Annotated in this window: 21 protein-coding genes and 3 pseudogenes; 22 read left to right on the forward strand and 2 right to left on the reverse strand. The window is 47.9% G+C overall.

Annotated elements, in window-relative coordinates; all coding sequences use genetic code 11:
* The first annotated feature begins 13 nt into the window (after positions 1 to 13).
* From tyrS to Q0537_RS09510, 5 genes are all read left to right on the forward strand, one after another.
* Positions 14 to 1,219, forward strand: a complete 1,206-nt coding sequence (tyrS, locus tag Q0537_RS09490) for a tyrosine--tRNA ligase (protein ID WP_177389336.1) — start codon at positions 14 to 16, stop codon at positions 1,217 to 1,219.
* A complete protein-coding gene (locus tag Q0537_RS09495) occupies positions 1,219 to 2,307 on the forward strand; it encodes a nitronate monooxygenase (protein ID WP_299227561.1) in 1,089 nt (362 codons plus the stop codon). Before tyrS ends, Q0537_RS09495 begins: the two co-directional genes overlap by 1 nt.
* Positions 2,291 to 4,132, forward strand: coding sequence for an N-acetylmuramoyl-L-alanine amidase (locus Q0537_RS09500; RefSeq protein ID WP_299227563.1), 1,842 nt, complete (start codon positions 2,291 to 2,293; stop codon positions 4,130 to 4,132). Before Q0537_RS09495 ends, Q0537_RS09500 begins: the two co-directional genes overlap by 17 nt.
* A gap of 669 nt (positions 4,133 to 4,801) precedes the next feature.
* Positions 4,802 to 5,494 carry a hypothetical protein gene (locus tag Q0537_RS09505; protein ID WP_299227565.1) on the forward strand — a complete coding sequence of 231 codons (693 nt, stop codon included), beginning with the start codon at positions 4,802 to 4,804 and terminating at the stop codon, positions 5,492 to 5,494.
* Complete coding sequence (locus tag Q0537_RS09510) at positions 5,491 to 5,817, forward strand: hypothetical protein (RefSeq protein ID WP_299227567.1); 327 nt, start codon at positions 5,491 to 5,493, stop codon at positions 5,815 to 5,817. Before Q0537_RS09505 ends, Q0537_RS09510 begins: the two co-directional genes overlap by 4 nt.
* A 103-nt stretch (positions 5,818 to 5,920) precedes the next feature.
* Here Q0537_RS09510 and Q0537_RS09515 read toward each other — a convergent pair whose 3' ends face one another.
* Positions 5,921 to 7,027 carry an FtsW/RodA/SpoVE family cell cycle protein gene (locus Q0537_RS09515; RefSeq protein WP_298051326.1) on the reverse strand — a complete coding sequence of 369 codons (1,107 nt, stop codon included), beginning with the start codon at positions 7,025 to 7,027 and terminating at the stop codon, positions 5,921 to 5,923.
* Between the two features lie 53 nt (positions 7,028 to 7,080).
* On the opposite strand from Q0537_RS09515, the pseudogene Q0537_RS09520 reads away from it, so the two are divergent.
* From Q0537_RS09520 to Q0537_RS09590, 15 genes and pseudogenes are all read left to right on the forward strand, one after another.
* Positions 7,081 to 7,713: pseudogene (locus tag Q0537_RS09520) on the forward strand (RluA family pseudouridine synthase); the annotation flags it as partial.
* Positions 7,714 to 8,355: 642 nt separating this feature from the next.
* Positions 8,356 to 8,682 (forward strand): annotated as a pseudogene (locus Q0537_RS09525) (RluA family pseudouridine synthase); the annotation flags it as partial.
* A complete protein-coding gene (locus Q0537_RS09530) occupies positions 8,612 to 9,277 on the forward strand; it encodes a fibronectin type III domain-containing protein (protein ID WP_298051325.1) in 666 nt (221 codons plus the stop codon). The pseudogene Q0537_RS09525 and the gene Q0537_RS09530, both read left to right, overlap by 71 nt.
* Before the next feature lie 3 nt (positions 9,278 to 9,280).
* Entirely contained in the window at positions 9,281 to 11,488 is a 2,208-nt protein-coding gene (trmB, locus tag Q0537_RS09535) for a tRNA (guanosine(46)-N7)-methyltransferase TrmB (protein ID WP_299227569.1), read from the forward strand.
* Entirely contained in the window at positions 11,476 to 12,165 is a 690-nt protein-coding gene (locus Q0537_RS09540) for an ATP-binding cassette domain-containing protein (protein WP_299227571.1), read from the forward strand. The genes trmB and Q0537_RS09540 overlap by 13 nt, the downstream gene beginning before the upstream one ends.
* On the forward strand, positions 12,152 to 12,967 hold the full coding sequence (locus Q0537_RS09545) for a hypothetical protein (RefSeq protein ID WP_299227574.1): 816 nt from the start codon (positions 12,152 to 12,154) through the stop codon (positions 12,965 to 12,967). Before Q0537_RS09540 ends, Q0537_RS09545 begins: the two co-directional genes overlap by 14 nt.
* Entirely contained in the window at positions 12,964 to 14,346 is a 1,383-nt protein-coding gene (locus Q0537_RS09550) for a peptidoglycan DD-metalloendopeptidase family protein (RefSeq protein ID WP_299227576.1), read from the forward strand. Before Q0537_RS09545 ends, Q0537_RS09550 begins: the two co-directional genes overlap by 4 nt.
* Positions 14,347 to 14,348: 2 nt before the next feature.
* On the forward strand, positions 14,349 to 14,819 hold the full coding sequence (locus tag Q0537_RS09555) for a hypothetical protein (RefSeq protein ID WP_297960555.1): 471 nt from the start codon (positions 14,349 to 14,351) through the stop codon (positions 14,817 to 14,819).
* Between the two features lie 25 nt (positions 14,820 to 14,844).
* A complete protein-coding gene (locus Q0537_RS09560; RefSeq protein WP_299227578.1) occupies positions 14,845 to 15,660 on the forward strand; it encodes a threonine/serine exporter family protein in 816 nt (271 codons plus the stop codon).
* A 1-nt stretch (position 15,661) separates the two neighbouring features.
* Positions 15,662 to 16,153 (forward strand): threonine/serine exporter family protein, encoded by a 492-nt coding sequence (locus tag Q0537_RS09565; protein WP_298028923.1) that lies wholly within the window; start codon positions 15,662 to 15,664, stop codon positions 16,151 to 16,153.
* 306 nt (positions 16,154 to 16,459) lie between these two features.
* On the forward strand, positions 16,460 to 16,660 hold the full coding sequence (locus Q0537_RS09570; protein WP_297944863.1) for a hypothetical protein: 201 nt from the start codon (positions 16,460 to 16,462) through the stop codon (positions 16,658 to 16,660).
* Complete coding sequence (locus Q0537_RS09575; RefSeq protein WP_299227580.1) at positions 16,620 to 17,579, forward strand: zeta toxin family protein; 960 nt, start codon at positions 16,620 to 16,622, stop codon at positions 17,577 to 17,579. The genes Q0537_RS09570 and Q0537_RS09575 overlap by 41 nt, the downstream gene beginning before the upstream one ends.
* Before the next feature lie 63 nt (positions 17,580 to 17,642).
* On the forward strand, positions 17,643 to 17,918 hold the full coding sequence (locus Q0537_RS09580; RefSeq protein ID WP_297944858.1) for a hypothetical protein: 276 nt from the start codon (positions 17,643 to 17,645) through the stop codon (positions 17,916 to 17,918).
* Positions 17,915 to 18,058 (forward strand): hypothetical protein, encoded by a 144-nt coding sequence (locus tag Q0537_RS09585; protein ID WP_297944854.1) that lies wholly within the window; start codon positions 17,915 to 17,917, stop codon positions 18,056 to 18,058. Before Q0537_RS09580 ends, Q0537_RS09585 begins: the two co-directional genes overlap by 4 nt.
* Positions 18,016 to 18,132 (forward strand): annotated as a pseudogene (locus tag Q0537_RS09590) (hypothetical protein); the annotation flags it as partial. The gene Q0537_RS09585 and the pseudogene Q0537_RS09590, both read left to right, overlap by 43 nt.
* A 104-nt stretch (positions 18,133 to 18,236) precedes the next feature.
* Here Q0537_RS09590 and Q0537_RS09595 read toward each other — a convergent pair.
* A complete protein-coding gene (locus Q0537_RS09595; RefSeq protein WP_299227582.1) occupies positions 18,237 to 19,397 on the reverse strand; it encodes a PepSY-associated TM helix domain-containing protein in 1,161 nt (386 codons plus the stop codon).
* Positions 19,398 to 19,518: 121 nt separating this feature from the next.
* Between Q0537_RS09595 and Q0537_RS10450 the strand changes: the two genes are divergently transcribed.
* Positions 19,519 to 19,635 (forward strand): helix-turn-helix domain-containing protein, encoded by a 117-nt coding sequence (locus Q0537_RS10450; protein ID WP_366811470.1) that lies wholly within the window; start codon positions 19,519 to 19,521, stop codon positions 19,633 to 19,635.
* 114 nt (positions 19,636 to 19,749) lie between these two features.
* A partial coding sequence (locus Q0537_RS09600) for a hypothetical protein (protein ID WP_299227584.1) occupies positions 19,750 to 20,286 on the forward strand: 537 nt, incomplete at its 3' end.

The raw sequence follows: 20,286 nt of genomic DNA on the forward strand, positions 1-20,286 counted from the left end.
TAAGGGAGAGCAAATGGCTGACATTCAAGGCATTATGGAAAATTTTAAGCGCGGTGTCGCGGAGATCATCGGCGAAGAGCAAATAGAGGCACTGATTAGGCGCTACTACGACAGCGGCGAGGTCTTTTACGTCAAAATCGGCATGGATCCCACTGCTGCGGATCTGCACCTAGGACACGCCGTCGTGCTAAATAAGCTTGCATTTTTACAAAACCACGGCGCGATCGTGCAATTTCTAATCGGTGATTTTACTGCTCAAATCGGAGATCCTACGGGCAAGAGCGAGACTCGCAAAAAACTAGCGCGCGAAGTTGTGCTTCAAAACGCCAAAACCTACGAGCAGCAGGTCTTTAAAATTTTAAATCCCGCTAAAACCAAAGTGATGTTTAACTCCGAATGGACCAACCGCCTGGGTGCTAGCGGTATGATCGAGCTATCAAGCACTTTTAATGTTGCCAGGATGCTCGAGCGCGACGACTTTGAGAAGCGCTACAAGGCCGAGCAGCCGATCAGCATCAGCGAGTTTATGTATCCGCTACTGCAAGGATACGACAGCGTTTGCATGAAATGCGATATAGAATTCGGCGGTACCGATCAGAAATTTAATCTTTTAATGGGTCGCCAGCTACAAAGAATTTATGATGTCGGCAAAGAACAAAGCGTCGTGATGATGCCGCTTTTGGTAGGTACCGACGGCACGAATAAGATGAGCAAGAGCCTGGGTAACTACATCGGCGTAACCGATACGCCTCATGATATGTACGGCAAGGTGATGAGTATCAGCGATGCGTTAATGTGGGATTGGTATAATCTACTAAGCCAAAAGAGTAGCGAAGATATTGAGCTAATAAAAGGCTTTGTGGCGGATGGCTCGATCCATCCTAAGGCGGTTAAGGAGGAGCTTGCCTCCGAGATCGTCACGCAATTTTATGACGAAAATACCGCCTTTGAGGCCAAGCAGGAATTTGACCGCGTCCACGGTGCCGGCGAGCTTCCTAGCGAGATCAAGGAGTACCACGTAAGCTCGCCTGCATGGATCGTAAAGGCGCTCATCAGCTGCAAGCTTGCCGTCTCTAGCTCGGATGCGCGCAGGCTGATAAAATCAAACGCCGTCAGTATCGATCAAAATAAAATTTTAGATGAGCAGCTTCAGCTTAGTTCGGGCGAATATACACTCCAAGTAGGGAAGAAAAAATTCGCTAAATTAAAGGTGGATTAATGAATATAAAAATAGGCAAACACGAGATTGCGCACCCGATAATTCAAGGCGGCATGGGACTTGGTATCAGCTGGGACAAGCTAGCCGGCAATGTCAGCCTAAACGGCTGTCTAGGCGTCATTAGCTCGGTCGGCACCGGCTACTACGAAAATCTTAAATTTGCCAAAAAATCGCTCGATGGCAGACCATATCAAAGCGAGAATTTTTATAGCAAAGAGGCGCTTTTTGCCATCGTGCAAAACGCCCGTAAAATTTGCGGCGATGCACCTTTGGGGATGAATGTAATGTGCGCGGCGAACGACTACGAATGCATCGTGCGCGACACGTGTGAGGCAGGCATCGACGTTATCATAAGCGGCGCGGGACTTCCTACCAATCTGCCGGAATTTACGGCAGATTTCCCGGACGTCGCGCTCGTACCCATCGTCTCCTCCGCCAAGGCTCTTAAGATCATCGCCAAACGCTGGAAGCAGCGCTATAACCGCATTCCGGATGCCGTAGTGCTGGAGGGTCCTCTTAGCGGCGGACATCAGGGCTTTACCTACGAGCAGTGCGGCGATCCCGCGTTTGCGCTGGATAATCTAATCCCGCAAGTAAAAGCGGAAATCTCGCAATGGGGCAGCTTCCCGCTATTTGTCGCAGGCGGAATTTGGGATAAAACCGACATCGATCGCGTGAAATCTTTGGGCGCGGACGGCGTGCAGATGGGCACGCGCTTCATCGGCACCTTTGAATGCGACGCCGCGGAGGAATTTAAGCAGGTACTTCTTAATGCCAAAAAAGAGGACATACGGCTTCTAAAATCGCCCGTAGGCTATCCCGCGCGCGGCATTCATACCAATCTGCAAGATATGATCGCCGCAGGCACGGCGCCTAAGATCCGCTGTATCAGCAACTGCGTAAGCCCATGCGAGCGCGGCAAAGGCGCTAATGCCGTAGGATACTGCATCGCCGACCGCCTAAGCGACGCGTATCTGGGTAAAACGCAAAGCGGTCTGTTTTTTACCGGTGCGAACGGATGGCGATTAAACGAGATAATATCCGTAAAGGAATTGATAGAAAAACTTGTAAATGGCGAAGATAGTTAAAATTTTTCTAATCGCGGCTTTTAGCTGCGTATTGGCGTTTGGGGCTTCTAGCGAGGCGTTTTTTGCAAAATTCGATAAGGATTTCATCGTAGCGACGCCGAATTACAAGCGCTCGCTGCACAAGGAGCTAAAATCGCTCTACGAAGGCGCGTCGCAGAAGGAAGTCCGAATAAAAGCGCTAAAAAGGCTGGTTTACAGCTCGAAAAATTTAGGGCTCGACTCATTGCCCTACGAAAAGGAGCTCGCGCGCCTAAATACAAAGAGCGCGGATAAAACAAAGTCCAAAAGCTCTAGCGACGAGAGCAAACAAAACTCAAACTCCGCCGAAAAGAAAAGCTCTAAAAATTCCAAAAAAACAAGCTCCGCTAGCAGCGAGGATTCCCAAGCTTCGGGCAACTCCAAAACAAAATCCATAAAAAGCGAGAAAAGCTCCAAAGCGGAAAATTCCAAAAACTCCTCCGCCAAAAAAACGCAAGCTGCAAAAAATGCCGATCTAAGCTCGCTTTCCAAAGAGGATTTGGAATTTCTACGCTCGACTAGACCTATCGGCGCGGACGAGGCCATAGACGCCCAAGAGGACGATGGCGGCGAGGACGCGACCACGCAAAACGAAGACGATGACGCCGCTGATCAAAGCAGCGAGCTTAAAAAAAGCAGCGTCAAAAAAGCGGATAAAAACGCCCAGCTTGCGCTAAATTCTCTGCGCGGCGATAAAAACGAGATCGTGCTTGAGTTTAACCGCGATCTAAAGCGCGGCGATTATAAAGATTTTACGATCGCGAGTAGTGATAATTTTCGCTTCGTGATTGATTTTAGCGCGCGGCAAAAATCGCAAAAAACACGGCTTAAAGATAGCTTTGTTAGCGATGTACGCGTCTCGCAATACAACGACAAGACCGTGCGCGTCGTACTTAGCGACCCGAAAGAATTCAACGCAAACGTAGAAATTAACGGCAATATGATGATTTTAAGTACGGCTGAAGGCTTAAAAGCCGCAAAATCCGCGCGCGCAGAAAAAAACAAGGATCAAAAATCAGGGCGCAAGCGCGGACGAGAGCAAGATAGCGAGCCGCAAATCAGCACGATAGATGATGCGCAAGGTGCCAAAACCGCATCCGTGGCCGCCGGTAAAATTTACAAATCAACCAAGGGCAAGCTCATCGTAATCGATCCTGGTCACGGCGGCAGCGATTCGGGCGCGGTCGGAAACGGGCTGAAGGAAAAAAATGTCGTACTAGCCACATCCAAAAAGCTCGGCGCGCTGCTTCAAAAACGCGGCTATAGGGTGCTTTACACGCGCAGCACCGACGTGTTTATAAATTTAAGGTCGCGCACCGCTTTCGCCGCTAAAAGAAATGCCGATATGTTTATTTCGATCCACGCAAATGCCGCTCCTAACGCTAGCTCAGCACTTAAAATGAGCGGCGTGGAGACCTTTTTCTTAAGTCCGGCTAGAAGCGAGCGCAGTAAAAACGCCGCCGCACTCGAAAACAGGGGCGATTTGGAGGATATGAACACCTTCTCGAAGCAGACCTTCCTAAATTTCTTAAACCGCGAGAAGATAATCTCCTCAAACAAGCTTGCCATCGATATTCAAAGCTATATGCTAAGCTCGGTCAAAAAGAGCTTCTCGAGCAGAGACGGCGGCGTGCGCGAGGCGCCATTTTGGGTGTTGGTGGGCGCTACGATGCCCGCGGTGCTCGTGGAGATGGGCTACATCACGCACCCGCAGGAGGGTAAAAATTTAGGCAAAAGCGCCTATCAAGATCGCATCGCTCAGGGTATCGCAAACGGCGTAGACGCGTACTTTCAGAAAAACAAGTGATGAAATTTCACGCGCTGCGCTTTCTGAGAGCAGGATGAAATTTTATTTCGGCGCGAGATTTGCTCCGCGGATATAAGTTTGGTGAGCGGCACGGATATTGCGGATAAACGCAGCGCAAAAACGGTAAATTTAAAATTTTAAAATCCGCCGCGCTAAATTTAAAACAAAACGTACGGCGCTGCGCGCAAAAATCCGCCCGCGTGCCAAATATTTACTGCTGGCGGGTAAATTTTGCGGAGCGTCTTGCGGCGTATGCGAGCTAGGGATGCGTACGGGTTACGCAGAACTTCTAGCGTAGCTCGGCGTAAAATTTTTAAACGCGGACTTGGCGCTACTTGCTCAGCAGAGCGGAGCTGGCGGTTAAATTTACCGATAGGATCGCATTTGAGTCGCGCGAAAATAGCAATTTAGTCGCACTAATGCGAGCTGTGTTTCAAACCGCGTCCGCGCAATTAGGATTGCGCTTTAAGTTATGAGCGTGTATATTGCGCCAGTCGCGCTTAACGGCGCAGTGGCGTCCTGAAATTTCGCTCTATGTCCGCAGGACGCGCAATAATATTTGCGTAATGCTGCGAACGTGGCAGTTACAGCGTGCCGATGCCTGCGCTCTATGTGCATTAAAGGTGCGGCTGAATCGTAAATTTAAAGATAAAATTTAAAAGGTACAAAATGAAAAAAATCGTATTTTTGATCCTGCTTTTCGCAGCCGTTGCGCTCGCACTCTACGTCACTTCGCGCGTAAATCCAAATCTTTTCGCCGAAATCAAAATCCTAGGCGCGCTGCTAAACGCCACGATCTTCGGCGTCGCGCTCATCGCCTTAGCGATCGGCGAAAAGGAGCTTGTGCGCTTTCCGTTTCTTGCCGCCTCGCTGCTGGCGCTGTTTTCGGGGCTGGTAGAGGGCGTACTGCTCTTCGAGAACCACTACTACATCGCGATCACGGCGGTGGCGTTCGTCGCCTTCGTCTTTTATCTGCAGATTAGGCACAAAAGATTTTCAAACAAAGCTTATAAAAATTCTGCGGACGAAGGCTTTAAAAATGATGAGAGCGCAAATTTAAAAGACGCGGATTTCGGCAGCGCAAAAGAGGCGCAGGAGCCGCAAAGCAAAGACGCTGCGGCGGATGAAATTTTAAGCTTTAAAGGCAACGGCGAAATTTCAAATTCTCAAAGCGAGTATGAAATTTTAAATTCTAATAGCGACCTCGGTGAAAATTTCGCGAGCGGCGCCGATGAAAATTCCGACGGAAATTTTAAAATTTCAAACGGTAGCGCGGGCGAAGGCGGCGCAGACGAAAATTCTGCGCAAAATTTCAATCAGGGCGGTGAAAATTCCGCGGATGGCGCAAGGCGCGATAGATGATCAAATCCGCGCTGATCGCGCTTGCGGTGATATTTTTGCTGCTTTTAAATTTAGCCAATCTGTTCGGCATGATAGACCTAGGCGGGCCGGTGCCTGCGATGATCTGGTTTGCGATCAGCTTCTACGGGGTTTTTTATCTATACAAATTTTGCGGCGCAAAGCCAGTCGCGGCGCGGATCGGAATCTTTGCCGTAGCCTTCGTGGGCGGATTTTTCACGAGCATTTTGTACTATGGATTTTTTAATTCGCAAACTTTGGAATTTGCCTTTACATACGCCCTTTTCGCGGTGGTTTTTACGCTCGGTATCGACGTGATTTTGTAGCGAGTTTTAATTTAGCGCCGCTGCTTCAAATTTCACCGCCGACTTAAAAACAAGTCCCGCGCGATTTTGTAGAATTTCAAAATTTATCCGTGCAAGCGCAAATTTACATCCTAATCTTGTAGGTCTTGTAGTTATCTTTCATCCTAAACGTCAGCAAATTTTGTAAAATTCCAAAGAGGATCATAAAGGTGATGAAGCTGCTGCCTCCATAGCTGAAAAACGGCAGCGGTACACCTACGACGGGCGCGAAGCCCACCACCATCGAGATATTGACGCCCGCGTAGATAAAGATAAGCGAGGCAAGCGCGCTCGTAAAGACCCGTATCAGATAATCGCTTTTGAAATCGTAGTTCAGGCTCAGCAGATGCAGTATCAGCAGCGCATACAACGCAATCAGCGCGGCAGCCCCCACGAAGCCGAAGCGCTCGATCGTATAAGCGAAGATAAAATCGCTCGTCGCAATCGGCAAGAATTTAAAGTGCGTCTGCGTCGCTTCATCTCTATCCTTGCCGTAGATGCCGCCGTTTCCGATAGCGATGATCGCCTGCTTGACCTGATAATTGGGCTCCTCGCTGATAAAATCGGCGATGCGCTTTTTTTGATAATCGTGCATGTTTTCGTACAAAATCGGCGAGCTGGCCACAAAAACGATGATCAGCGTAAGCCAGATTTTTTTATCGACGCCGATGATGAAAAGGATCGCAAATCCCGTCAAAAAAAGTATCGCGGCGGTGCCCAGATCAGGCTCTTTAGCGATCAAAACAAAGGGCAGAAGTATGTAAAAGCTTAGGCGCAAAAAATCCTTCAGCCCGTAGCCGTTTTTCGGCGGCGGATTTTTGTGTATCAGATACATCAGCATTAGGATAAACGCGGGCTTCATCACCTCGCTGGGCTGCAGCGTAAAATGCACGAAAGGGATCTCCAGCCAGCGTCTCGCTCCTAGCTTGCTAACGCCGAAAAAATCGACGCTTAGCAGCAATATGATGTTGGTCCAATAAAATATCGGGATCAGATATAAAAATTTGCGTATCGGAAAGAGAAAAAACAGCGTAAAAACGGCAAATCCGACGCCGAAATAAACCACCTGCTTCGAGGATAGCACGTCGTTTGCCTCGCTTATTAAAACGTATGAAAAAACCACTATCGGCACGATCAAAAAAGGTTGAATGAAATCAAAATATGCTAAAATCTTTTTGTCAATTTTAAACAACGCTTAATCCTAATTAAAATTTTGACGTAAGAATAGCCAAAAAAGGTATAAATTTGGATAATCTAATAGCACAATGCAGCGAAAGGCTCGATGTTTTTTTAAGCTCGCAGCTTGGAATTTCGCGCAACCAAATATCAAATTTAATCAAATCCGCTGCGGTCAGAGTGGATGGCGCAGTGCAGAGCAGGCCTGGCTACAAGCTATCCGCGGGCGAACTCGTGCACATCGACTACCCCGCGCCCGCGCCGCAGCAAACAAGCGCAGAGCGGCTAGATTTCGACGTTGAAATTTTATACGAGGACGAGGATCTGCTAGTGGTAAACAAGCCCGCAGGCCTTACCGTCCACCCTGCCGCAAGCGTCAAAGAGCCCACGCTCGTGGACTGGCTCAAGTCTCGCGGCTATCTGCTCTCTAGCCTCGGCGGCGAGCTTCGCGCAGGCATCGTGCACCGCCTGGATAAGCTCACCAGCGGCGCCCTACTCGTCGCCAAAAACAACGCCGCGCACGCCGCGCTCTCGGCGCAGCTAAGCGACAAGAGCATGGGGCGGATATACCTCGCGCTCATCGACCTACCGCTGAAAGAGCCCTGCGTGATCGAGCGCCCGATCGCTCGCAACCCCGCAAACCGTCTAAAAATGGGGATCGTGCCCGGCGGACGCAATGCAAAGAGCGCGTTTTATGAAATTTTAAGCGGAGCGGAACTAAGCGAGCTTCAAAACTCCGCCCAGAAGTGCGATGAAATTTTAAGTACGAGCGCGGGCGATAGTACAGCTGCGGGCAATAACGCGGGCATGGATGAAATTTCAGCCGCCGATAAAATTTTAGCTGCGAACGCAGGCGCAAGTAGAATTTCGGCTAAGGACAAAATTTTGGGTGACGCTACGGATAAAATTTCAATGGGTGATGCGGATAAAATTTCGGCGACCGATAAAATTTCAGATGCGACCACAGATATAGGCAAAATTTCAGCCGTATCCACAGGCAAGGATAAAATTTTAAGCGCTAGCAGGGGTGCGGATACGAGTAAAATTTTAGCGACCGACGCAAGCGCGAATCCCAACGCGGGCATGGATGAAATTTTAAACGACTACGCAGGCGCGAATAACGCGGATGAAATTTCAAATAATTGCATGCGGAGCGCGGATAAAATTTCAATCCAAAGCGCAGATAAAATTCCAAGCAGCCGCGCGGATAACGCAGATAAAATTTTAACCGCCAAAATGAGCGCGGATCAAACCCACCCCGCCCGTCTCGCCGAGAATAAATTTTTAAATTTTAAAAATCCCGCTCAAAACCAAATTCTGCCGCCGCTAAGTCTAAAGAGCTTTAATCTCGTCGCGGCAAAGCTCTTCACGGGCCGCACGCATCAGATCCGCGTGCATTTAAGCTCGATAAATCGGCACATTTTGGGCGATCATTTATACGGATTTAAGAGCGAAAACGCTAAAATTAGCAGGATTTTGCTCCATGCCTATTTGCTCTATTTCATCCATCCGCGAAGCGGCAAAGAGGTGAAAATATGCGCGGGCTTGCCGAGCGAATTTCTAAATTTTACGACAAATCAAAAGGTAAAGGATGAAATTTATGAAAAAATTTTACCAACTAACGTTGAGCGCTACTTTAGCGATACTAGTGGCTGGCTGCGCTACGTCTAGCGCGCCTAGCGCAAGCGACGAAAGCCTGCCGCGCGTAGAGGGTATTAGGACGATCACAAGCGACAATGAAATCGGACTTGAGTGGCCTAGATATGACAGCAATACCGCCGTGCTGGGGTTTGTAGTCTACCGAGCGCCTGCAAGCGGCGGCGAAGCCAAAAAGATCGCCACCATCGCAGACCCATACTCCACTCACTACGTAGATACGAGGCTGCAGCCGGGCACTTCGTATAAATACACGGTGCGCACATACGGCGCCAAGGGCGTTTCGGCTCCTTCTCCGGTCGCTATCGCAAGCACCGCTAAGATGCTAGAGTCCGTGCCGTTTGCGCAGGCGATCTACGGGCTTCCGGGCCGCGTTAAGATCATCTGGCGCCCGCATCCGGATCTTCGCGTAAGCTCCTATCTAATCGAGCGCCGTCCTAAGGGAGGCGAGTCATGGAGCACGATTAAAGAGGTTCGCGGCAGACTTAGCGCTGAGTATATCGACAATATCGATTACGGCGAAGGATACGAATACCGTATTACCGTCAAAACCGAAAACGGAGAGCTGTCCAAGCCTAGTGCAGTCATTGCCGCAGCGCAGGCAGAATAAAGTTTGCCGAATTTCATAGCCCAAAGCGTGAGTCTGCCGCCGCTGCCTGCGAAATTCGGCGAGACCGAGTTTTTAGAGACGGCTCTCGGCAGAAATTTAACGCTTGTGCGAACCAAGAGCTTTGATAGCGAGTTTTTTATCACCCTGAAGCCCAGCGGCGACAAGGTGATAGTAAAGGGCGAAAAGATCACCAAACCCGCCAAGATCGGTCATCTGCAGCGAGCGCTTGAAATTTTTAAAGAGCGCTTCTGCGGGCGGATTATTTCGCAAGCGTTTGCTTACAAAGACAGTTCGCTTACCGAAAAAACGCCGCTGATTTTGGACGAGAATGAAATTTTATCCCTCGTAAAAAGCTCTAAATTTGATAAAATTTTCATCGAGATCGGCTTCGGCTCGGGCAGACACCTACTTCATCAAGCGCGCTCAAATCAAGACGCGCTGCTAATCGGCATCGAAATTTACAAGCCCGCAATCGAGCAGGTCGCAAAGCTAGCGATCCGCAAGGGGCTGCAAAACATCGCTCTCATAGCCACTGACGCGCGGGTTTTACTGAGCCTGCTTCCCGCGGGCTGCCTGCAGCGCGTGTTTTTGCACTTCCCCGTGCCGTGGGACGACGCACCGCACCGCCGCGTCATAAGCGACGAGTTCGCCTCGCAGATCGCGCGCACGCTCGGGCTCGGCGGCCGCTTCGAGCTTCGTACCGACAGCGAGGAGTACTTCCTCTACGCGATGCAAAAACTCTCGCCCTACGTGCAGCGCAAAGCGGGTGAAATTTCGCACTTCAAAAACCGCGACGCCGCGGTAGCTAGCAAATACGAGGATAGATGGCGCAAAATGGATAAAGATATCTACGATCTGATCTACGAGAACAAAACCGCGAGCCGTGGCGAGCCGCAGCAGTTTGAGATGGAATTTTTAAAATTTGACGCGGCGGCAATTGCGCGAAATTTTAAAAATTTCACCTTCAAAGGTGAGGATTTTTTCGTGCATTTTGAGGAAATTTTTTACTTTGACGCGCAGAAAAGCTTAGGCACGGGTGGGGCTTGCACAGAGGACGGCGTAAATTTAAGCGGCGCGGGAGAAGCGATAAACGACAAAGCTATAAATTTAGACGCGACGCGCGACAAAAATTTAACCGAGCGCGCGAGCATGGATAAAATTTCGGCAAGCGGCGGCAAAATTTTAACTACGACAGCGGGCGATAAAATTTCAGCTTGCGCGAACACTACGCAAATTCTAAAAAAAGCAAGCGGCGCACTGAATACAAACCGCGCGGATAAGACGGGCGCAAAAGAGAGTATAAATTTAAATCAAAATTGCTCTAGCTCAAACGGCGTAAATTTAATGAGTGACGTTCCTGTCGCAGTAAGCGCTAAATTTAGCCGCCCCGCCCCAAGCGAAAAGCGCGCTTTAGCCTGCGAGCAGATCGCGACAAGCAGCGCGCTAAATGCTAGCGACACGGAGGGCACGCTTGCAGCTATCGGCGCGACAGGCACAAGCACTACACCCGAAGCGATCAGCACAATAGATACAAACAATGTGCCGAATTTGGATGGCTCATTCGCAGCGACCCGTGCAGCAAAAGCAAGCGCCGCATCAAATGCAACCCACACGGATGAAGCGAACGTTACGCAAATTCTAAAAAAAGCGAGCGACGCACTAAATACAAACCATGCAGATGAAACGGGCGCAAATTTAAACGAGGATCGCTTGAGCGTAAAGGGCATAAATTTAACAGACGGCGGCGCAGTGAGTGCTAGAAATACAACGAACGCAAGCGTCTTACTTTGCAAAAATGAATTGCAAGCCGAACTAAAAAACGAGCTAAACCACGCTGTCGAATCGCAAGCAGAATTACAAAATAAGTCAAACTCTATCAAGTCGCAAGTTGAGCGCCAAAGTGAGCCGAAGCGAGCCGAGCTACAAGCCGAACACCAAGACAAATTAAATCGTGCCGAGCCGCAAGATAAACAGCAAAGCAAGCCGTGCTGCGCCGAGCAGCAAAACGAACAGCAAAGCAAGCCGTGCACCGCTGAGCCGCAAGACGTGCTAATCCTGCTTTCGCTAGGTGCATTCGACTTTCCGCAGCAGTGTTTCATCCGCGTAAACGCAAGCGGTACGCGCTACTTTATCTGCCGCCCGCTTCCTACGCGCGAAAATCACGCGGCACATCAAAAAATTTCGGAGATATTTTCACAATGGCAGAGATAACGGACGATTACAACATCATCACCGCAGCGGGCCTCACGCTGGGCTACGAAAAGGCGGGCGCGGTCATCCAAGACGCAAATTTCGGCATCGGCGCGAAGGATTTCGTCATCATCACGGGCAAGAGCGGCAGCGGCAAATCCACGCTGCTTAAGTCCTTCTACGGCGGCATCGACATCATCGGCGGCGAGCTGAACGTCTGTCTGTGCGATCTAAAAGGCATCACGAACTCCGATCTGCGCACCCTGCGCCAGCGTATCGGCATTATCTTTCAAAACTACCGCCTGATCAACGAATGGACGATCGAGCGCAATATAATGCTTCCGTTAATGATAATGGGCTACAATCAGCAGGTCTGCCAAGACCAAGCCAAAAAGCTACTGCGCCATGTCGAACTCGGGCACAAGATGGGCAAGTATCCGCTCGAGCTTAGCGGCGGCGAGCAGCAGCGCGTGGCTTTGGCGCGTGCGATGGCGCATAATCCGCGCCTGCTGCTGTGCGACGAGCCTACGGGAAATTTGGACGACTACTCCAGCGCCATTATTTGGAATTTGCTGCGCTCGGCGTGCGAGTCGTGGAACGCCTGCGTCGTCATCGTAACGCACAAAATGCCCGCCACGCTGCGTTTTAGGCACCGACATTTTGAGATTAAGGACGCTAAAGTAAATGAAATCGATTAAAACCCATTTCGGCGTGATCTTTTCGCTCGTCGCGCTGCTTTTTTCCGTGCAGTTTGGAATTTTTATGAGCAATCTAACCAAAAGCTACGAGCGCTCGATCCAAAACGAATACAACATCGTGCTAGTCTCCAAAACCCCGCTCAGCCTGCAAGACGCGCAAAAAGCGGTACCTAAAATCAGCTCGATTAGCGAAATTTCCACAGCGGGCATCACCGAGCGCCTGAAGGATAAAATTTCACAAAACGCCTTTGCCGAGCTTAGTAAAAATTTGCCTAAATTTTATAGCGTCAAGCTTGAAAGCTTCCCCGACGCCGCGCAGCTTGCCAAGATCGAGCAGGATCTAAAATCTATTGGCTCGCTTACGAGGGTAGAAATTTTTAAAAAAACCCACGATGAAATTTTTAAAATTTTACTGCTTATCAAAAGCCTCGTTTACGGCTTTGCGTTTCTCATTGTGCTTTTAGGCGTGATGTTAATTCACCGCCAGATGCGTATCTGGGTTTACGAACACAAAGAGCGCATCGAGATCATGGAGCTTTTCGGCGCGTCGTTTCTTATAAAAAGCGGCAAGCTCTACCGAATGGCGATAATCGACTCTTTCATCGCCACGCTGATCGTGACCTGCTTCTACATTGCGCTTCCTTCTTGGGAGGTGTTTTCGACCACGCTTAAGGGCATCGGCGATCTGCGCACCGCCATAGTGCTGCCTTACGATGCGCTGATTCTTTTGGGTGTCGCCTTGGCGCTATCTATCATCGCGGTAAGTTTTGTGATGCTGCAAATCGGAAATAAACGAGCATGAAAAGGGCTTTTTTAGCGCCGCTTCTTGCGCTAGGGCTTGCCGCGGCTCTTACTTATGCCGCGCCCGCAAAGGGACAAAGCACGAAAGATAAGATCGCCAAAGCGGGTCAAGAGCTCAAAAGCTCGCAAAAGGAGGGGATGCAACTCTCGCAAAAGATCGACGAGATCGCAGGCCAGATCGTAAAGGAGCAGGAGGGCTTTAAAAAGCGCGAGGGCGAGATCAAACAGCTAAGCGACGCGATCGAGGGCTTAAAAGATCAATACGCCGCCGAAGCGCAGGAGCTTGAGAAGCTAAATAGCCAAAATGCCACTCTCCTTAGCGTGCAAAGCGATCTGGAAAGCAAGATCGCAAGCGTGATCTCGCAAGAGTTATCATTTGATCTCATCACCGACGTAAATTCCACAACCACGCCTGATTCTATCATGGCTAGCGAAATTTTAGAGGGGCTCGGCGTCGTTATGAACGACGAGCTGAAGGGGTTAATCAAAGACTACGAAAATAATCAAAATTTTATCAACGAGCAGAACAAAAAGATCAAATCGATCCAGGCGAGCATGGCGGACTACGACAAGAAAAAAACCGATCTCAACGCCAAGCAAACCACCCAAAAAGAGAAGCTCGCGCAGATGAAAAAGGACAAAGAGGACTATATCGCGCGCCTAGAGAAGATAAACGACGAGCAAGACGCCATATCTAAGACCCTGCAGGAGCTTAAGATCATCGACGACGCCGAGGAAAAAGCCAAAGCGCAGAAGGAGGAAACGGCGCGCCAAGCAAAGCTTGAAGCGCAGAAGCAAAAGGAGCGCCAGGCACGCGAAAAAGAGTACGCCAAAGCAAAGGCGGCTGCCAAAAAGGCGGGCAAGCCCGAGCCTGCGCCTCCTAGCGAGCCCGAGCCCGAAGTGAACGAACCAGCGGATGAGCGCGTAAGCAAGATCAACCAAAAGGTCAAGCAGTACGGCTCTAGCTATCAGTCCTCGCGCGTTAAAAAATACAGCGGAGCCAAGACCGCAGCGCCTTTAAGCGGCGCGTATTTGAAGCGAAAATTCGGCAATTACAACGATCCCGTTTATAACATCAAGCTTTTCAACGAAAATATCGTGCTGGGCTCAAACAGCGGCGACACGCAGGTTAAGGCGGTGCTACCGGGCAAAGTGGTCTTTGCTAAAGAAACCGCCGTGCTCGATAAGGTCGTGATCCTAGAGCACAGCGGCGGCATCCACACGATCTACGCGCATCTAAATCAGATCCCGCCTACCGTGCGCGTAGGCTCCAACGTCAAAAAGGGCTACATCATCGGGCGCATCGGCTCGGATCTGACATTTGAAGTGACGCAGCAGAACTACCACATCAACCCGCTCGATCTCATCAGCCTGAGGTAAGCGTGAAAAATTCTAAATTTAGCGAATCTTGCGAGGATGCCGAAAGTTTAAATTTAAGTGAGCAAAATTTGGGCTGCGATTTAAATTTAAGTGAGCAGAATTCTTTAAAAGAGCAAAATTCCGCCGCTTCAAATTTGAGCGATGAATGCTCCGCTGCTGCGACAAAAAATTCTAGCGGCGAGAATTCAACCTCAGCGTTAAATTTGAATGACGAAAATTCCAAAGCGACGTTAAATTTAAACGATCAAAATTTAAGCAACCAAAGCTTTGCCGCCATAGGTATCGCCTCCATGTCAAATTTAGATGGCGAGAATTCCGCCACGGGCGCTACTGCATTAAATTTTAAAAATAAAAATTCCGCGGCGGCGGACATCATAGCGACATCAAAAACGATGGCGGGCGCCGCAAAAACAGGAAGCTACAACGAGCGTCGTAGAAGTAAAAACGACGAAAACAGCGCAAAACGATATTGAGATTACAAGAGTAGCGGAGGAAATAATGACAACAGAAATAGCGGCAGCAAAAGAAGCAGAAGCGGCGAGGCCGCAAATCCAAGAGCTCACCAATTTTCTTAGCGAATACACCGCCAAGATGCTTAGTATCGGCACTTACACCGCGCGCATCGAGCGCTGCGTGCGCAGGATAGCGGACGCTTACGACTATGAGGCTAGCCTGATGATCTTTGTGCGCCACTTCATCATCAGCGTGATGGACCCTGCGGACAACTCTATCCGCCGCACCTACGTCAAAACAGGCGCTGCAGCGCGTATCAGCTTCGATCTGATCTCGGAGCTAAGCGCGCTTAGCTGGGAAATTTACGATGAGAAAATCCCTCTTGCGCGCGCCAGAGCCTCATTTGCCGAAATTTTAGCCTCGCAGAAGAAAAGCTTTGCCAAAACTCTTGTTTTGCTAAGCGTCGCAAATGCCGCATTCTGCGAGCTTTTCGGCGGCGATAGCGGCGCGATGGCGTTAGTGTTTGCGGCTACGGCTTTTGGAATTTGCGCCCGCTATCTGCTTAGTAGGCTCAAAATCAATCTAAAAATCCAATACATCGCGGTTTCGTTCGCAGTCTCATTCATCGTCTCGCTAGGCGCTCGCTACGGGCTTAGCGCCACGCCCGACGTAGCCGTGGGATCGAGCATATTGTTTTTAATCCCCGGCGTCTGGCTGATCAACTCCGTATTTGACATCCTAAACGAAAATATGCTCGTAGGTATCAGCAGAGGGCTGAACACCGGGCTTTTGATCATCTGCATCGCGATCGGGCTCTTTCTGACACTTAGCATCTCAAATTTGGGGCTTGTAAATGTTTGATATAGCACTTTTGGTATTTAAGGACGCTTGCTTTGCCGCTGCGGCGGGACTCGGGTTTGCGTATGCGTGCATGCCACCCAAAAAGACGCTTGCCTTCTCGGCGCTGCTTGCCGCGGTAGCGCATTCATGCAGGTTTTTGCTGATACAGAGCCAAATTTTTTCAATCGCCGCCGCGACGCTTTTTGCGTCGTTTCTGATCGGCGTTTTGGGAATGCTCTGCGCCAAGCGCCTCAAGGTGCCCGCAGAGATCATCGCCTTTCCTGCGCTGCTTCCGATGATACCTGGCATCTACGCCTACAAGGCGGTTTTGGCGCTGTTTTCTTATATCAGAGCCGTGGGCGCAGAGCATAAACTCGCCCACCTCATCTCGTTTTTCGACAACGCCCTCGCCACGATCTCGATCTCGCTGGCGCTAGGCACGGGCGTTTCAATAACGCTGCTAATTTTCTACGAGCAGTCCTTGATGATCACTCGCGGCGCAAGAGGCAAATAACGCTAAGCAAGAAATTTTAAAGCAGGCGCGGCGGGTAAATTTTAATTTATGATCTTCTCTACCGAGGTAAAATTTTATAAATTTACCGCTCTTGCCGCGAAGGTAAAATTTAGTTATATCCGCCATTTATCGCTCCTTATCCAATATTTGTTTTATTGTTTTCTCTTTTTCATCGTAGTAATATCCCATATAACTCAAAAGCGTATTCCTGCGGCCCAAGATACATTTGTTGCATAATTATTAGAAAGATAAATGCTATAATTAGAATGTATTAAAATACTACAAATTTCTTAGAAAGGACTTGAAATGGCTTTAACAGAAGAAGATATGAAAATGTGGCAGGGCGTGAGCGATCATTTGACGCGAATGGAAAACGACGACGAATACCGCAAGAAAATCGAAAAGCAACTTTATCGCGGTGCTCCAAAAGAGAGTATTGAAAGAATACGACAAGCAGGTATAAAAAATGGCTCAATCAAAGTTAGTAAGCGCAATAAAAAAGATTGATTTCGGCTCTAATGCCGAATTGGGAAGAATTCAAGACGAAGCGATTGCTCTTGCTGAGAATTCTCTAGAGGATTTTTTGAAAGAATATAATGAACACTCTGATACCATGGGTGGTCGTTATATTTGTTCCGATACATTCAAAGAACTTTTTCCTTGCTTTGAAGCAAAAGAAAATAGGGCTCTAGTAAATGACGCGATACATAATTCCTCCGCTGTTTTGGCGGCGACGCGGTTTGAAGAGGTTCTGAAACGCGATGAGCCTAATAAAACCAAAGCAATTTTCATCACCGGAATTCCTGGAGCCGGGAAAACAACCTCGGTTAAAAATTGTATGAACGATGATAAAATTAAACTTATTTTTGAAGGGCAGTTGGCAAACCCGGCGCCGACTATCCCAAAAATAGAGCAATGCTTGCAAAAGAGATTAGACGTTACAATTGCTGCAGTGCATATAGAGCCCGAAAAGGCTTTAGACAATACTTTTAAGCGCTTTAACGAATATGGGCGCGGCGGGAGCATTGAAGTTATGTCTAGCATCCAAGGCAACTTGCCGAGCGGTTTAAAAAAGCTAAAAGAGCATTTCGGGGATAAAATTAATATTATCGCCATTAATAGAAATAGCGATAAGAATAAAATTTTAACCGACGAAAAAGAGATCTACAAACTAATCAGTATCGGCTCAAAAGAAGAAATTTTCAAACGCTTAAAAGTCAAATTAGACCAAGATTTTCAAAAAGGCAGAATCGACAAAGCTTGTTTTGCTCAGGCGAACGAAACGAAGCTAAATAAAATCATGTCTATCCAAATCGATAAAGCCGAAATCGCAAAATTTAAAAGCGAGCTAGAGCGAAACGCGCGCAAAGTCCTTAACTCAAGCAAAAAAGATAGAGATAAATCAGGCGGAATAACATTAAGTTAATATATTTTCTATTAACTTAATACGATATATAAGATACCTTGAATAGCACGAAAGGATTAAAAAATGAAAAATATTGACACTATCCAATGGGATTACGCAATGAGTGGAGATGAGCTAGAGGCAGTTGTAGCTGAAGCTAAAAGTGCAGCCTCCAATTCATTTGCAAAATTAGCAAAAATAGGTGTAGATGGCTGGAGTGAAAACTTATGGATAGAATTGAGTAAAATTAAAGAAAGAATTTTTGATGAAAAAGATAAAACAGAAGAATACTGGGATAATAAAATCACGGAACTTATGGATGCTTTGGAAAATAAATACGGAAAGGATTTGTATAAATGACAGACCTTGAAAAATTATCAAAATTTAGCCAAGAAGATGTAAAGCGTGTTTCTGAACAAGATATTGTCATCATCAAACTTCCACGCCAAAACTTTATCTTATTGGTGGTCAACCTGGCGCTGGGAAAAGCACCACAATAAATGATTGTATTGCGATAAATCTTGATGATTGCTGCTCCACGCCATCGAGCATACAAAATTTTTCTAATCGTTAAATCAGGGCTTTTCTTGATCCGCTTCGGCAAATTTCATCTCAATGATTCGTAGATATTCGGCTCTCTTGCGCCGCTCGTCGCACCTCTTACCGAGAGGGTAAAATTTAGCCGGGCTTTTCTGACTTAAACGCCCTTTTTGCCGTCATATAAAAGCCGCTAAAGATAAAAAGCGCCATACAAAGCGAAACGAGCGACCATAAAATTTTACCCGCTAGCCCGAAAAAATAGCCCGTGTGAAGCTGATAGTTCGCATCTTTAAACTCGCCCACGGTGATACCCTCCGTCTGCTTCTGCTCCGCGACCTTGCCCTCCTTTAGCTTCACGCTCGCGCCTTTTGGACGGGCGGTAGCGGGCGCATCGGGCTCATAATACCTGACGCCGATCTTATCTCCGGCTGCGAGCATTAGGGTAAATTCTTTATACTCTATGCCACTTGATCTGAATATCTCATAAGCCCTCTGCGCGTCGCTAAATTTATACGTAGCGGGCTTTTTGCTCTCCTCTTTAGCAGGTGCGGCGGCGTGATCTTTAGAAGCAGCGGCTTTAGGCGCGCTAGCTTGCGGTAAATTTTGCGAACTTACGAAAAGCTTCATCACAGCATCGTTATACCAGCTATACGACCAATTAAGCCCGGTTAGGCAGATAAGTAGGTAAATCACTACACTCAGCGAGCCTAGACTCGTGTGCAGATTGTAAAAAAGAGCGTATTTTTTGAGTTTAAAATTTGGTCTTATAGCTTCGATAAATTTGCGCCTAAGCCTTGGGAAATGCAGCCATACGCCGCTTATTACGAGCAGTATCATCGCCACGACGCTCGCACCCACGATCTGTTTGCCGACCTCGGCTGCGGTTTTATTGCCACTTAGCGCTAGACCCAAATTTCGATGCAACGCCATCACCGTTAGCACAAAGCTCGTGCCGCGATCCTTGCCAATGATCTGCGCAGTGTATGGATCGACCAGATACGCATCATTTCTGTTTGCGTAAATGACGAAGGCTTCGTCATCACTTTTGGGCACGACGAGCCTTACGGGCTGCTTAGCGCCTGTTTGCTCGCTAAAGCTTTGCAGGATTTTCTCCACGCTTTGCATTTCGCCCGTTTTTTCGACCTTTTTAGAGCCCGCGTTTATTAGCGCCTCAAGCTCGTGCTGATACGACAAAATCGCGCCTGTAATGCCTATAATAAGCAGCGGGATAGAAAAAACGATCGACAAAATCAGATGGATGTTAAACAAAATTTTGTTTTGCCTCAAAAGCGAGCTCATTGTAGATCCTTGCGAGATAAATTTAATCTTTATTTGATTGAGGTTCGCAATTATATTGTGCGATTTTAAATATTTAGATAATTATCATTAAGATTTAGGCTGCGAAATTTTAAGGCGTGTTATGATATCACAAGAGCGCTTAGGCACTTCGCGTAATGTCATAAACCGCGTACTTCAAGATCTCAAAGCTAAAAATTTAATCCGCCTTTCGCGCGGCAAAATCACGCTAGCGAGATAAAATTCTAATCTCAAATTTATAAAAAGCGCACTTAGAATCTCGTAAATTTAGAAATTTTGCGCTAAAATTACCAAAGACGCGAGCTTGCGTAATCCAAAAAACAAGGTCATTATTATGTCGCAAAGTATAACCGAGTTTGCTTCGATAATCCTTTATGTTACGATAGGCTTTTGCCTTCTTGTTTCATTGCTTGATAAAAACAGATCATTCAAAACCGTAGATCACGGAACTCTGTTTATCTCCACCGATCCGCTTTTAAAAATGCAGATGTTTATAATATTCCTAAGCTTCGGCGTAGTCACTCTATCCAGCTCGCACGTAGCAAAACATAACGGCGAGCCGATACCCTGCTTTTACACCCACGATAAAATTTGTTCGCAGGAATACAAAGCGGCAGGCATAAATTTAAGATGCTTCGAAGAAGGCGATCCCAGATGTGTGGATGGATATCTGCAAATAAGCGAGCCTAGACTAATACTCGGCAAAATCATATCTGTCTGCGCCATAATTTTTTCATTTATCGTGCTAATTCAAAAAGGAATCAGAATAGATAAAAGCGGCATCTGCAAAGAATGGGAGGTTCTGCCGTTTAGGCATACGGAAAAGATATACTTTGATGAGATGAACTACGCCACATGGTTTATAAGAGGC

Origin of the sequence: uncultured Campylobacter sp. (genome assembly GCF_938017775.1) — a bacterium.
Lineage (GTDB): Bacteria > Campylobacterota > Campylobacteria > Campylobacterales > Campylobacteraceae > Campylobacter_B.